General features: G+C 64.1%; 11 protein-coding genes. 6 read left to right on the top strand and 5 right to left on the bottom strand.

The window, feature by feature from the left end; translation table 11 throughout:
* The first annotated feature begins 51 nt into the window (after positions 1-51).
* From amaB to AC3ZI9_RS04275, 6 genes are all read left to right on the top strand, one after another.
* Positions 52-1,578 carry an L-piperidine-6-carboxylate dehydrogenase gene (amaB, locus tag AC3ZI9_RS04300; protein WP_086995664.1) on the top strand — a complete coding sequence of 509 codons (1,527 nt, stop codon included), beginning with the start codon at positions 52-54 and terminating at the stop codon, positions 1,576-1,578.
* 101 nt (positions 1,579-1,679) lie between these two features.
* A complete protein-coding gene (locus AC3ZI9_RS04295) occupies positions 1,680-2,843 on the top strand; it encodes a Glu/Leu/Phe/Val family dehydrogenase (RefSeq protein ID WP_096224284.1) in 1,164 nt (387 codons plus the stop codon).
* Between the two features lie 75 nt (positions 2,844-2,918).
* On the top strand, positions 2,919-4,436 hold the full coding sequence (locus tag AC3ZI9_RS04290) for an alanine/glycine:cation symporter family protein (protein WP_096224283.1): 1,518 nt from the start codon (positions 2,919-2,921) through the stop codon (positions 4,434-4,436).
* Between the two features lie 31 nt (positions 4,437-4,467).
* Entirely contained in the window at positions 4,468-5,484 is a 1,017-nt protein-coding gene (locus AC3ZI9_RS04285) for an ornithine cyclodeaminase family protein (protein ID WP_158225949.1), read from the top strand.
* Between the two features lie 16 nt (positions 5,485-5,500).
* Positions 5,501-5,755 (top strand): VOC family protein, encoded by a 255-nt coding sequence (locus tag AC3ZI9_RS04280; RefSeq protein ID WP_443347130.1) that lies wholly within the window; start codon positions 5,501-5,503, stop codon positions 5,753-5,755.
* Positions 5,756-6,158: 403 nt separating this feature from the next.
* On the top strand, positions 6,159-6,926 hold the full coding sequence (locus AC3ZI9_RS04275) for a hypothetical protein (RefSeq protein ID WP_096224281.1): 768 nt from the start codon (positions 6,159-6,161) through the stop codon (positions 6,924-6,926).
* Between the two features lie 111 nt (positions 6,927-7,037).
* Here AC3ZI9_RS04275 and AC3ZI9_RS04270 read toward each other — a convergent pair whose 3' ends face one another.
* The 5 genes from AC3ZI9_RS04270 to AC3ZI9_RS04250 are packed head-to-tail and all read right to left on the bottom strand — an operon-like array spanning position 7,038 to position 12,483.
* Positions 7,038-8,066 carry a sugar phosphate isomerase/epimerase family protein gene (locus tag AC3ZI9_RS04270; protein ID WP_443413364.1) on the bottom strand — a complete coding sequence of 343 codons (1,029 nt, stop codon included), beginning with the start codon at positions 8,064-8,066 and terminating at the stop codon, positions 7,038-7,040.
* 59 nt (positions 8,067-8,125) lie between these two features.
* Positions 8,126-9,244, bottom strand: coding sequence for a Gfo/Idh/MocA family protein (locus AC3ZI9_RS04265; protein ID WP_444566433.1), 1,119 nt, complete (start codon positions 9,242-9,244; stop codon positions 8,126-8,128).
* Positions 9,245-9,276: 32 nt separating this feature from the next.
* Complete coding sequence (locus AC3ZI9_RS04260; protein ID WP_096224278.1) at positions 9,277-10,116, bottom strand: carbohydrate ABC transporter permease; 840 nt, start codon at positions 10,114-10,116, stop codon at positions 9,277-9,279.
* A complete protein-coding gene (locus AC3ZI9_RS04255) occupies positions 10,109-11,113 on the bottom strand; it encodes a carbohydrate ABC transporter permease (RefSeq protein WP_441392431.1) in 1,005 nt (334 codons plus the stop codon). Before AC3ZI9_RS04255 ends, AC3ZI9_RS04260 begins: the two co-directional genes overlap by 8 nt.
* A 44-nt stretch (positions 11,114-11,157) precedes the next feature.
* Positions 11,158-12,483 carry an ABC transporter substrate-binding protein gene (locus AC3ZI9_RS04250; RefSeq protein ID WP_489923870.1) on the bottom strand — a complete coding sequence of 442 codons (1,326 nt, stop codon included), beginning with the start codon at positions 12,481-12,483 and terminating at the stop codon, positions 11,158-11,160.
* Between the last annotated feature and the right edge of the window lie 93 nt (positions 12,484-12,576).

Raw genomic sequence — 12,576 nt, 5'->3', positions numbered from 1 at the left:
GGAGAACACGAAACACACGTAACCCACGCAGAAAGAACCAGGAGTCACACCATGCAGACCACCGAAACCCGCCAGGACAACCTCCTCCAGTCAGTCGAATCCGCTTTGACCGCCTGCGGCGTCACCGTCACCGAGGGTGAGGGCATCGGCGCCCGTTCCCCGCTGACCGGCCAGACGCTGAAGAACCTGAAGAAGAGCACGGAAGCCGATCTCGAATCCATGATCGGCCAGGCCCAGGAGGCCTTCACACAGTGGCGCGATACTCCGGCGCCGGTCCGCGGCGCCCTCGTCAAACGCTGGGGCGAGCTGCTCACCGAACACAAGGAAGACCTCGGTGTCCTCGTCACCGCCGAGGCCGGCAAGATCACCTCTGAGGCCAATGGCGAAGTTCAGGAGATGATCGATATTTGCGAACTCGCCGTCGGGCTCTCCCGTCAGCTCTTCGGCAAGACGATGCCCTCCGAGCGCAAGGGCCACCGGCTAATGGAGACCTGGCACCCGCTCGGTGTCGTGGGCATCATCACCGCCTTCAACTTCCCCGTCGCCCCCTACGCCTGGAACACCGCCGTCGCCCTGGTGTGCGGCAACTCGATCGTCTGGAAGCCCTCCGAGATGACGACGCTCTCGGCACTGGCCACAGATGCCCTGCTCGCACGGGCCGTGAAGGAAACCGGGGCACCTGCCGGTCTGCACCACGTGCTGCTCGCCGACCGTGAACTGGGATCCAAAATGGTCTCAGACTCCCGCTTCCCCCTGATTTCGGCCACGGGGTCGACCCGCATGGGACGGACGATTGCTCCCCGGATCGCCGAGCGCTTTGGCAGCAGCATCCTGGAACTCGGCGGCAATAACGCGGCCATCGTGGCGCCATCGGCCGATCTCGATCTCGCCCTGCGCGGTGTGGCCTTCGCCGCCGTGGGCACCGCCGGCCAGCGCTGCACCAGCATGCGCCGTCTGATCGCGCACGAGTCGGTCGCCGACCAGCTCGTCGATAGCCTCGCCAAGGCCTACCCGACCCTGCAGATCGGCAGCCCCATGGAACCCGACACTCTCGTCGGCCCCCTGGTCAATCAGGGTGCCTACGAGAACATGCAACAGGCCATCAAGAACGCCCTGGCCGAAGGCGGCGAACTGGTCTGCGGTGGGGATCGCGTGCTCGCCGACGAGTACCCGGATGCGTTCTACGTGGAACCGGCCATCATCCGCATGCCCTCACAGACCGCCACAGTGAAAGAGGAAACCTTCGCCCCGATCCTTTACGTGATGACCTACACGGATCTGGACGATGCCATCGAGATGCACAACGCGGTCCCGCAGGGCCTGTCCTCGGCGATCTTCACTCAGGACCAGGGTGAGGCCGAGCGCTTCATCAGCTCCGCCGGCTCCGATTGCGGTATCGCCAACGTCAATATCGGCACCTCGGGCGCGGAAATCGGTGGTGCCTTCGGCGGCGAGAAGGAGACCGGTGGTGGCCGTGAATCCGGTTCCGACGCGTGGCGCGGGTACATGCGCCGGGCGACCAACACGGTGAACTACTCCGGTGAACTGCCCCTGGCCCAGGGGGTCGAGTTCCTCTAGAACCACCGAACACCCTACAGGCACGGCCCACGTCCGGGCCGTGCCGGCCACGGCCACACCGGCGAACTTCAGCACACCGCAGACCAAGGAGTAGCAACGACATGTTTGACCTGATCGATGACTGGGGCCCCGAGAAAGTCGTGCTCGTCAGCGACACCAAAACCGGGATGCAAGGCGTTCTGGTCATCGACAACTCGGCCCGGGGCATGGGCAAGGGCGGCACCCGCATGCAGCCGAACGTCAGTGTCCAGGAAGTCGCCCGACTGGCCCGGACCATGACGTGGAAATGGGCTGCCGCCGACCTCTTCTACGGTGGGGCCAAAGCCGGAATCAAATTCGATCCCACCTCCGCGGACAAGGAAGCTGTACTGCGTTCCTTCGTCAAGGCGCTGCGCAACGAGGTCCCCCGCGAATACGTCTTCGGGCTCGACATGGGGTTGACGGAAAACGACGCCGCCATCATCAACGACGAGCTCGGCGATCGGGGTGCCGCCGTCGGCACCCCTGCCGAACTGGGCGGGGTCGCCTACGACCGGCTCGGCGTCACCGGCTTCGGGGTGGCAGAGGCCGCCGACCAGGCAGCAACCGACGTGGCACTTCCGGGCAAACGGGTCGTCATCCAAGGCTTCGGGGCAGTGGGCCACGCTGCAGCCAAGCGCTTCGACGAACTGGGGTACACCGTCGTCGGACTCTCCACCGCCGTCGGTTCCATCCACGCCCCGGACGGACTCGACATCGACCGGCTGCTGGCCCAACGCGCCGAACTGGGAGACCAGTTGGTCGATGAGTATCTTCCCCAGCGCATCGCCCCGGGCTCGGAGCTCTTCCTGGACTGCGACATCCTGGTCCCCGCCGCCCTGCAGGACGTGCTCACCAAAGACAACGCCGGTGATGTCCGGGCCCGGCTGGTGACCGAGGGGGCGAACCTGCCGTCCAGCGACGGGGCGCGGGCACGCCTCCGGGCCCAGGGAACCGCAGTGGTCCCGGACTTCATCGCCAACGCCGGAGGCATCGTCGCCGCCGCCTACGCGATGGAAGGGCGCTACTCTGCCTTCCGCCCGGATACCGCCCCGATCATGGCCACGGTCTCCGAGAAAATCCGTAGTAATACCTCCACGGTGTTGGGGCAGGCCCGCCTGCGCGACACCACCACCCATGAAGCAGCCTTCGCCATGGCCAGAGACCGGGTCCGCGCGGCCATGGATCTGCGCGGCGCCCGGCTCGGCGGTGCGCAGCCTCGAGAAAGGGTGAACATCAAGCTCTAGAGGGCAGAACTGCTCGGGGCGCGATCAGGTGCGGCCACCGGGGTACAGACCAGACCTAGTCAAAGGATCCACGCAATGAACCTCCCCCTGAATGCCGTCCCGGTGGCGGCCAGCATCGATGAAACGCTCGAGAACGCCATCGGGCCGGCCGTCGAATGGCTGGAGAACATCGTCTTCGCCTCTTTCCCGTTCTTCGGCACCGAGCTTCCCTTTTTGATCATCTGGCTGTTAGCCGGCGGCATCTTCCTGACCGTGCTCCTGAAATTCCAGCCGATTATCGGAATGCGCCATATGATCCAGATCGCGCGTGGACGCTTCAACCGCTTCAGCGATCCGGGCGAGACCACTAGTTTCCAAGCCCTGGCTACCGAGCTCTCCGGGACGGTCGGGCTCGGCAACATCGCCGGTGTGGCCGTGGCGATCACCATTGGCGGTCCCGGCGCAACCCTGTGGATCATCATTGCCGGTTTCCTCGGGATGAGTCTGAAGATGGCAGAGGCCACCTTGGGCGTCATGTTCCGCCGGATGAATAAGGACGGCACGGTCTCCGGCGGTCCCATGTATTATCTCGAAACCGGACTCGCCCACATCGGCAAACCCAAGACCGGTCGGGTGCTGGCCATGTTGTATGCGCTGCTCATGATCTTCGGTGCCATGGGTGCCGGCAACATCTTCCAAGCCAACCAGGTCACCGCCCAGCTGACCGCCGCCACCGGTGGAGAATCCAGTTTCCTGGACGGCCGGGGTTGGATCGTCGGTGTTGTTCTGGCCGTCGTCGCCGCCGCCGTGATCTTCGGCGGAATCCGCAGCATTGCGCGCTGGACGAGTAAGCTCACGCCCATCATGGCCGTCGTCTACGGCCTGTCGGTGATCGTGATCCTGATTGCGAACATCAGCGAGCTGCCCCATGCCATCGTGCTCATCTTCGAGGGCGCCTTCACGGGTAACGGTGTGGCCGGCGGTGCCGTCGGCGTGGCCATCGTCGGTATCCAGCGCGCGTTGTTTTCCAACGCGGCAGGTGTTGGCTCGGCGGGTATCGCCCACTCCACGGTCAAGACCAAGCGTCCGGCTCAGGAAGGCTACGTCGCCTCCGTGGAACCCTTCATCGACTCGGTCATCATCTGCACCATGACGGCCCTGGCCATCATCGTCACCGGCCAGTACGCGGAAACCTCCGCAGACGGCGTGGGACTCACCTCGGTGGCGTTCGGCACCGTTGCTGCCTTCTTCCCGTACATCCTCACCCTGTGCGTCCTGCTCTTCGCGTTCTCCACACTGCTGAGCTACTCCTACTACGGCAAGAAGGCGGCCGGTTACGTCTTCGGCAACAGCAAACGTGTGGAGCGCATCTACGACGGTGCATGGATCGTCATGATCGTCGTCGGATCGTCGGTGTCGCTGGATACCGTCGTCGCCTTCTCGGATGCCACCTTCTTCCTGCTGACGGTGCCCAATATCCTGGGCATCTACTTGCTCTCCGGTGTCCTGCGCCGCGAGATCCTTGGACACCGGGCGGATCTCGACGCTGGCCGGATCCCCGAGGTGGCCGAGCATGAGCGAAGCACCGTGGCCAACATCGACCAGAAAGCATAGTCCTCGGACGCGTTGCAGAAGGAGAACACCCATGACTGGTAGTGACGGACTCGACCTCGCACAGGACTTCCTGCCCACGGCAACACCGGATCTCTTCGGCCCCGAACGGTGCCGGGAACTGGTGAACACCCGGCAGGCTGTTGACGCCATGAAGGAGACGCTGCTGGCCGGTTTCGACCCGGAACACGATGCTCCGCGGACGCGGGTGGCCACGGATACCGGGGAGATGCTGCAGATGCCCTCGACCTTCGGGGACTACGTGGGGACCAAGATCCTGACGTTGACGCCGGGGAACGTGGTCGAAGAGCTGCCGATGATCCAGGGGGTCTACGTCCTCTTTGCCGGAAGACAACAGAATCCGGTGGCCGTCCTTGACGGTGCCACGCTGACGAATATCCGCACCCCCGCGGTCTCGGCCTTCGGCGCACTACATCTGGTCACCAAGACAGGTCCGCTGACGTTGACGATCGTGGGCACTGGGGTCCAGGCCTGGGAGCATGTGCTGGCCTTGACCTCGGTGCTGGACATCGGCGAGATCCACATCGTCGGCCGGGACCCGGGCAACGTCAAGGAGCTTGTCGAGCAGGGGTGCAGCCGGGGTTTCAGCGTCCAGGCCAGCGACGCAGCCGACGCGCTGCCGGTCTCGGATGTGGTGGTCTCCTGCACCAGCGCCAAGGAACCGCCGTTCGACGGCGCGTTGGTGGCTGACCACGCCGTGGTCGTCGCGGTGGGGTCCCACTCCCCCGAACGCAGGGAGCTCGACGACGGCCTGTTGGCCCGGTCCGGCATTGCCGTCGAGTCACTGGATAGTTCGACCCGGGAGGCCGGGGAGATCATCCAAGGCCTCGACAGTGGGGCCATCTCCGACCGGTCAAGCTTGGTCACCATGCGCCAGCTGGCCGAAGGGCACACGCTGCCCGAAGGCCAACCGAAAATCTTCAAGACCACGGGCATGCCCTGGCAGGACCTGGCCGTGGCCTCGGCGATCTATGAGGGGGCAGCAGCCAAAGTGAAACTGTCGTCCACCCAGAGAACTGACAGGACATGAGATTCCCCTGACCAGAGTGTTCGTCGACGACCAAGCGAAGGCTGAGCGGTTCTCAACCGAGGTGCTCGGCTTCGTGAAGAAGAACGACCTAGCGGTGGGTACCGAAGGCGCGGAGCTGCGTCTGGAGCCCAGCGGTCATCCCGCCGCCAAACCATTCAAGGAGGCCTTGGTCGCCGACGGGATCCCGTTCACCCAGTTCGCCGTCGCGGATGTCCAAGCCGAATACGAGCGCCTCCGCTCCCTCGGGGTGCGCTTCACCCAGGACCAATGACCATGGGGCCGGTGACTACCGCGGTGTTGGACGACACCTGCGGGAACCTCATCCAGATCGCCACGCTGCCTGATTAACCCCGCAGGTACAGCACGTGGCATAAAGGACGACGGCGATGTCTGTCTAACGCCGACGTCTTGCGAACTCGTCCCCATTTTTTCCAGCCCATTCTGCTTCGTAGCGGCTGCTGCGAGCTACTCCAGCGATATAACAAGAGCATCGAGTTTCATGCAGCGCGGTCTTGGTCGGGTTCTTCACGTATGGGAACCTCAACGTTCTCCAGAATCTTTCCCCCGCGAAGCCAGCCACACCACGGATTCTCGGATAGATTGTCCCTGTGGCTGTCACGTATACTAGGGATATCGTTCCCTGAGTCTGGCGGCGGCCAAATGGGGAGGAAAACATGCCCGCGGATTGGTACAGCCCAGTTCTCGTCTTCCTGGGAACCGCTGCTTGGCCAGCGGCATTCCTACTCGCCATGTGGCTTTTCCGCAGCCCCATCGGACGATTCATCGACGAAATCACCCAGCTCGAGATCATGGGGAATAAGGCAACAAGATCTGGCAACCAACTTTCAGAATCGCTTCGGCAGGATGCTCTCGAGGGCCTCGGAGGAGTCGAGGGCTCGGCTGATCCGGGCAATACCCCCAAGGACGATGTCGCCGGCGCTGCGGTCGCCCAAACTCAATATCCGAGCTTCACGCAACGAAAAGCTCGGCAGAACGCAGCGCAAAGCGAAGCTGATGAGAAATCCGAACAGCAGCTGCTGCAATTTCTCGGTGACCAGATCTACCAGAAACTGCTCAACACGAAACGGCAAGATAATACAAGATCTCCAGCGGTCAGCGCGGAACTCGTCCGGACGGCCTACAGCGATCTGCGCCTCGGTGTGCGCTATTTGGGACAGCATCGGTTGGGTGCCGACAAGATCAGTGGAAGCAGTTGGCCGCTTGCTTCCGCCGACGAGATCCTGAAGCGCTTAAAAGCGCCGCAAGAACAGATCGATCTGACCCGCCAAATCCGCCGGTTAGAAGGCCAAGTAAAAAGCAAAGCCGTTCGCGTCGACGGTCGTGGAGCTGGCGACTTTGTTCAGACCGCCATAGACATCCACATCGCCATCTACGAATGGGCCGGCATCGAAGTTCAAGCTACCCGCCGCCGCCCGTCATGATCACCAGTACAGAGTGCATCAAACGTCACGTCATTCTTCTCAGCGCACGAGTGATTACTGCTCCGCTTCTCGAGCCCGAGCGATGAAACCACACCTTCCACGATCAGCGGCCTACTGGTTCGAGAACGCAGCGTCGAAGGACGCCTCCGGCCGCTTCCAGAGCAGCTCGCGGATCCGCCCGACGGCTTCGGCGGCACCGTGCAGGCGGTCCATCCCCGCGTCCTCCCATTCCACCGAGATCGGGCCGTCGTAACCGATATGGGCCAGCGCGCGGAAGGCGTCCTCCCAGGGGATGTCACCGTGGCCGGTGGAGACGAAGTCCCAGCGCCTGCGGGGATCGCCCCAGGGCAGATGGGAGCCCAGGATCCCGTTGCGGCCCATCGGCGGGCGCAGGCGGGTGTCCTTGCAGTCCACGTGGTAGATCCGGTCGGCGAAGTCGCTGATGAACCCGACCGTGTCGATGCCCTGCCAGAACATGTGGCTGGGGTCCCAGTTCAGCCCGAAGGATTCGCGGTGTCCGATGGCCTCCAGGGTGCGCACGGTGGTCCAGTAGTCGTAGGCGATTTCGGAAGGGTGGACCTCCAACGCGAACTTGACCCCTTCGTCGTCGAACACGTCCATGATGGGGTTCCAACGGTCGGCGAAGTCCTGGTAGCCGGCGTCGATCACCTCGCCGGGGACGGGAGGGAACATGGCGACGTATTGCCAGATCTTCGATCCGGTGAAGCCCACGACGGTATCGGCGCCGAGTTTGCGGGCCACCCGGGCCGAGCGCTTCATATCCTCGGCGGCGCGTTGGCGCACGCCTTCGGCCTCGCCATCGCCCCAGATATAGGGGCGTAGGATCCCCTGGTGGCGGAAGTCGATCGGGTCATCGCAGACGGCCTGCCCACCCAGGTGGTTGGAGATGGCCCAGACCTTGAGACCGTGACGGTCGAGAATCTCTAGCCGCGAGGCCAGATAGGCGTCGTCCTCATCGGCACGCTGCAGATCCAGGTGATCGCCGGAGGCGGCGATCTCCAGGCCGTCGTACCCCCAGTCCGCGGCCCGTCCTGCCAGCTCCTCGAAGGGCATATCGGCCCATTGGCCGGTGAACAAGGTGACGGGTTGCTGTCTGGTGGGCTGCGGTGTCACGGTCATCGGATTCTCCTGTGGGGGCGGGGACAATGGGTCGAAAATCAGGGATCGGGGTCATTGGCTCAGCTGCACGGCACGGCACGGTGGTCGGTGGCCGCTGAGACGTCCACCCATCGGCCGGTGGCTGCGGAGGCCAGTACCGCGTCGGTGATCACGCTGGCCCGCAACCCATCGGCGAAGGTCGGCAACCCGGCAGGCGATCCGCCGGCGATGTGATCGTAGGTATCGGCGACAAAGGCCGCGAAGGCATCACGGTAGCCCATGGGATGCCCTGCGGGAACGGTGGAGATTCGCTGGGCATCGGGGACCAGTTGCGGGGCGTCGCGGGCCAAGAGGGTGGAACCGGCCCGGCCGCCGAGCCAGAGTTCGTCGGGGTGCTCCTGGTCGAAGACCACGGAGCCCCTGGTTCCTGCGATTTCGAGCATGAGGGCATTTTTCCGGCCGGCGTCGACCTGGGAGACCATGAGGCTGCCGATGGCACCGCCGGCCATCTCCACGATGCACACGGCCGAGTCCTCTGTTTCCACCACCTCTCCCCCACGGGTGGGGTGGGCGATCCCCAGCCGGGCGTTGACCCTCGCGATGCGCTCACCGGAGACGAATTCGAGCAGGTCCACCAGATGGGAGCCGATATCGCCGAAGGCCCTGGAGGGTCCCCCGGAAACGGGGTCCACCCGCCAGTTGGTTTCCTGGTCGCAGAGCATCCAATCCTGCAGGTAGTTTCCCCGCACGGTGAGCAGGCGCCCGATCCCGCCATCGGCTGCCTGGTGCCTGGCTTGCCGGGCCATGGGGTGGAAGCGGTAGACGAACGGGACCGTGGCGGTCAGACCGGTGCGGGCCGCGAGCTCGGCCAGCTCCCCGGCTTCCTCCCGGCCGGTGGCCAGCGGTTTTTCGCAGACGACGTGTTTGCCAGCGTGCAGGGCCGCACGTGCCTGGGCCGCATGCACGGCATTCGGGGAGCAGACATGGACGACGTCGACCCGGTCCAGGAGCTCCTCGATGGAGGACGATGCGTGTGGGATTCCCAGTTTGGCGGCCGCTTCCGAGGAGCGGTCGGGGTCCGAGGACATCAGGGTGACGACCTCGGCGCCGGCGGTCCGGGCGGCGCGGGCATGGGTGCTGGCCATGAAGCCGCCGCCGACGATCCCGACTTTCAGCGGTGCTGTGGATGTGTAGCTCACGGGTGTCTCCTGCGCAGATGGTCGGGTCGGGGTTACTTAACGGAGCCGGAGGACAGCCCGGCGATGAGGTGGCGCTGCACGAGCATGAAGCCGATGAGGACCGGCAGCGAGACGACCACCGAGGCGGCCATCAGCTGGTTCCAATACACATCGTTCTGGGAGGCGTAGGAGCGCAGACCGATGGCCAGGGTCCGGGTGGAGGAGTTCGTCAGCACCGAGGCGAAGAGGACCTCGCCCCAGGCGGTGATGAAGCAGTACACCGATACCGCGACGATGCCGGGCCTCGCGACCGGCAGGACCACCCGAATCAGCGCGCCAAGCCGTCCGGTTCCGTCGATCATCGCCGCCTCCTCCAGTGCCCGCGGGATGGAGGCGAAGAAGCCGGTGAGCATCCAGATGGCGAAGGGCAGCGAGAACGTCAGGTAGGTCAGGATCAGGCCCAGGTAGCTGCCCGAGAGCTGCAGCCCCACCGTCCGTTCGATCTGGGTGAAGATCAGAAACAGCGGCAGCAGGAACAGGATGCCCGGGAACATCTGGGTGGAAAGGACCACCAGGGAGAACGTGCGGGCCCCCTTGAACTCGAAACGGGAGATCGCGTAGGCGGCCATGATGGCCAGCACGACCGAGAAGAAGGTGGCGCTGACGGTGACGATGAGGCTGTTGACGAAGTAGTCGGCCAGCGGGACGGTCGTCCAGATGTCCAGGTAGGGCTGCAGGGTGATGGTGCTGGGCCACCAGGTGAAGAGCCCGCGCACATCCTCGAGCGGTTTCACGCTGGTGATCAGCACGACATACAGCGGCAGGATCACGATCGCGGAGAGTCCGAGCAGCCCAAAGGTGCGCAGGATCCGGAATCCACGGGTTTCAAGCATCGGTGCTCTTTCCCTTCGGCATGACGAGTCGGATGTAGAAGGCGGAGGCGATCAGCAGCACGATGAGCAGCAGGACGCTCATGGCCCCACCGACGCCGAAGTTCCAGTTGCTGAAGGACTGCTGGTAGATCAGCGGGGAGATCAGTGTTGCCTCCGGTGGGGAGGCCGGCCCGAAGAGGACGTAGGGGACGTTGAACTGGTTGAAGATCCACAGCGAGAGGATCAGCAGCAACACCGTGTTCGCGTGCCGGATCATCGGCAGGGTGATGTTGGTGAACTGCTTCCACAGGCTCGCCCCGTCCAGCGCTGCGGCCTCATAAACGTCGCCGGGGATGTTCTGCAGGGCCGCGAGCAGCATCAGGAACGCGAAGGGCCAGAACTGCCAGACCGTCACGATCACCATGACCCAGAAGGCGTTGGAACCCAGTAGCCAAAACGGCCGGTGGTCCAGGAGCCCCAGGTCATCGACCAGCAAACGGTTGATGACGCCGTCACGCTGGTTGAACATGAACGCCCAGGCGATGGTGCCCACATAGCTGGGCAACGCGTACGGGACCAGGAACAGGGTCCGCAGGAAGCCGCGGCCCCGAAAGCTCGAGGAGAGCAGAACCGCGGCGAACATCCCGATGCTCCAGGCCAGACCCACCACGATGATGGTGAACAGCACCGTCCGGCCGAGGGCGTCGTAGAACTGGCTGCCGATCGGACCGGCGGGGTTGAGCCCGTCGACGAAGTTCTGGAATCCGATGAACTTCGCCTGCACCCAGTTCGCGATGCTCAACTGGGTCAGCGCGATGAACGCAATCCAGACCCCAAGGGCCATGGGAATGATGTGGATCAGCAGTTCCATGATGCTCGCCGGGGCGACGAGCAGATACGGGAACAGGTCCTTTTTGCGTTTGCGGGGCGTTGCGGCCGGGGCCGGGCGCCCCGCGGTAGGGGTGCCCGGATCCGATGCGGCCCGACGGCGTTTGCCGGCTTCGAGGGTGGGGCCCATGGTCAGTCCTTTCAGCGGATTCGACGAGGGGTGGGCGGAGACGGTTACATCTGCGAATTCGCGTTGTCCAGCGCCTTCTTCACGTCCGCTTCACTGACCTTCTCGCCCTGGGCGATCTTGGCGAAGAGGTTCTTCACCGCGGTGCCGACCAGGGTCTCCATCTGGCTTTCGGAGGGGTAGAGGGGCATCGGCTGGGCATGGTTGGCCAGGATGTCCTTCTTCAGCGTGATCTCGTCTGATTGGAAGGCCTCATCGTCGTAGGCGGCGGTGACCACCGGCAGCGCGGTGTATTCCTTATTCAGGTAGATCTGCTCATCGTCGCTGGTCAGGTGCTTCACGAAATCGACGGCCGTCGCCTTGTTATCCGAGTTGTCGAAGACCGAGACGTTGATCCCGGCGACGTGGCTCTGCGTACCCTCGAGGCCGGTCGCATCGGCGGTCATCATCGGAACCGGCGCTGCCTTATAGTCCTTCATGTCCCGGGCGTTCAGGGTCTTGCCGGGGGCCTGATCGAAGAACATGGCCGACTTTCCCGCCGCGAAGTCCTCGACCATATCCGAGCCGTTCTGAGCCTCGGCCATGGACGGGTTGACCACGCCGTCGGAGCCCATCAGCTGGACCCACTGGTTCACGCCCTTGACCACTCCGTCGGCGGCGAACTGTGGCTTGCCGTCGGCGTCGTACAGGGACCCGCCGTTCTGTAGCCCGCGGATGAAGGCGGCGTGGGCGTTATTGGTGACCGAGGCTCCGGCCAGGGACACGCCCCACTGATCGGTTTTGCCGTCGTCGTTGGTGTCCTTGGTCAGCTTCTTTGCGTCGGCAACAAAATCATCCCAGGTGGCCGGCGGGCTCTCGATGCCGGCCTCCTTGAACATCTTGGTGTTGTAGTACATCGAGTAGCTCAGCCCGTAGAGCGGGACGGAGGTTGGGGCTTCCCCCTCGGCACCACCGGTGGCCCAGCTGGTTTGGACGAAGCGGTCCTGCCCGCCGATCTTCTCCAGCGGATCACCCTCCCAGGGCATGAAGGCACCGGAGGCCTGCAGGGAGACGGCCCAGGTATTGCCGATGTTCAGCACGTCGGGGCCATCACCTGAGGAGACGGCGGTGAGGATGCGGTTGTAGAGGTCGCTCCACGGGATGACCTCGAGCTCGACCTTGGTGCCGGTCTCCTCGGTGTAGCGGTCGATGGACTCCTTGAGCACCCGTTCGTCGTCGGTGACGGAGGTGCCCTGGTTGGAGGCCCAGTAGGTGATGGTTCCGCCGGCCTGGGCGTCACCGACATCATTCGAAGCCGAGTTGCCGCAGGCCGAGAGGCTTAGGACAAGGGTTCCAATGGAGAGGGCGGCTGCCCATTTCTTGGTCGTTTTCATGGTGGTTTCTCGTTTTCTTCTCATCGGGCGGAGCCCGGATGCGGTGAGGTGCAGGGCAAGCGGTGGCTAGGTGGCCTGTCGGTGGAGTGGATA

It is taken from the genome of Arthrobacter sp. AOP36-F1-5, from assembly GCF_058137995.1.
Note: the sequence above shows the minus strand (reverse complement) of the source record. Positions and strands in the feature narration are given on the sequence as shown.

Coding starts and splice junctions, on each gene's coding strand:
- AC3ZI9_RS04295 (WP_096224284.1), top strand. CDS start 1,680: ATGTTTGACCTGATCGATGACTGGGGCCCCGAGAAAGTCGTGCTCGTC.
- AC3ZI9_RS04275 (WP_096224281.1), top strand. CDS start 6,159: ATGCCCGCGGATTGGTACAGCCCAGTTCTCGTCTTCCTGGGAACCGCT.
- AC3ZI9_RS04250 (WP_489923870.1), bottom strand. CDS start 12,483: ATGAAAACGACCAAGAAATGGGCAGCCGCCCTCTCCATTGGAACCCTT.
- AC3ZI9_RS04255 (WP_441392431.1), bottom strand. CDS start 11,113: ATGGGCCCCACCCTCGAAGCCGGCAAACGCCGTCGGGCCGCATCGGAT.
- AC3ZI9_RS04290 (WP_096224283.1), top strand. CDS start 2,919: ATGAACCTCCCCCTGAATGCCGTCCCGGTGGCGGCCAGCATCGATGAA.
- amaB (WP_086995664.1), top strand. CDS start 52: ATGCAGACCACCGAAACCCGCCAGGACAACCTCCTCCAGTCAGTCGAA.
- AC3ZI9_RS04285 (WP_158225949.1), top strand. CDS start 4,468: ATGACTGGTAGTGACGGACTCGACCTCGCACAGGACTTCCTGCCCACG.
- AC3ZI9_RS04260 (WP_096224278.1), bottom strand. CDS start 10,116: ATGCTTGAAACCCGTGGATTCCGGATCCTGCGCACCTTTGGGCTGCTC.
- AC3ZI9_RS04270 (WP_443413364.1), bottom strand. CDS start 8,066: ATGACCGTGACACCGCAGCCCACCAGACAGCAACCCGTCACCTTGTTC.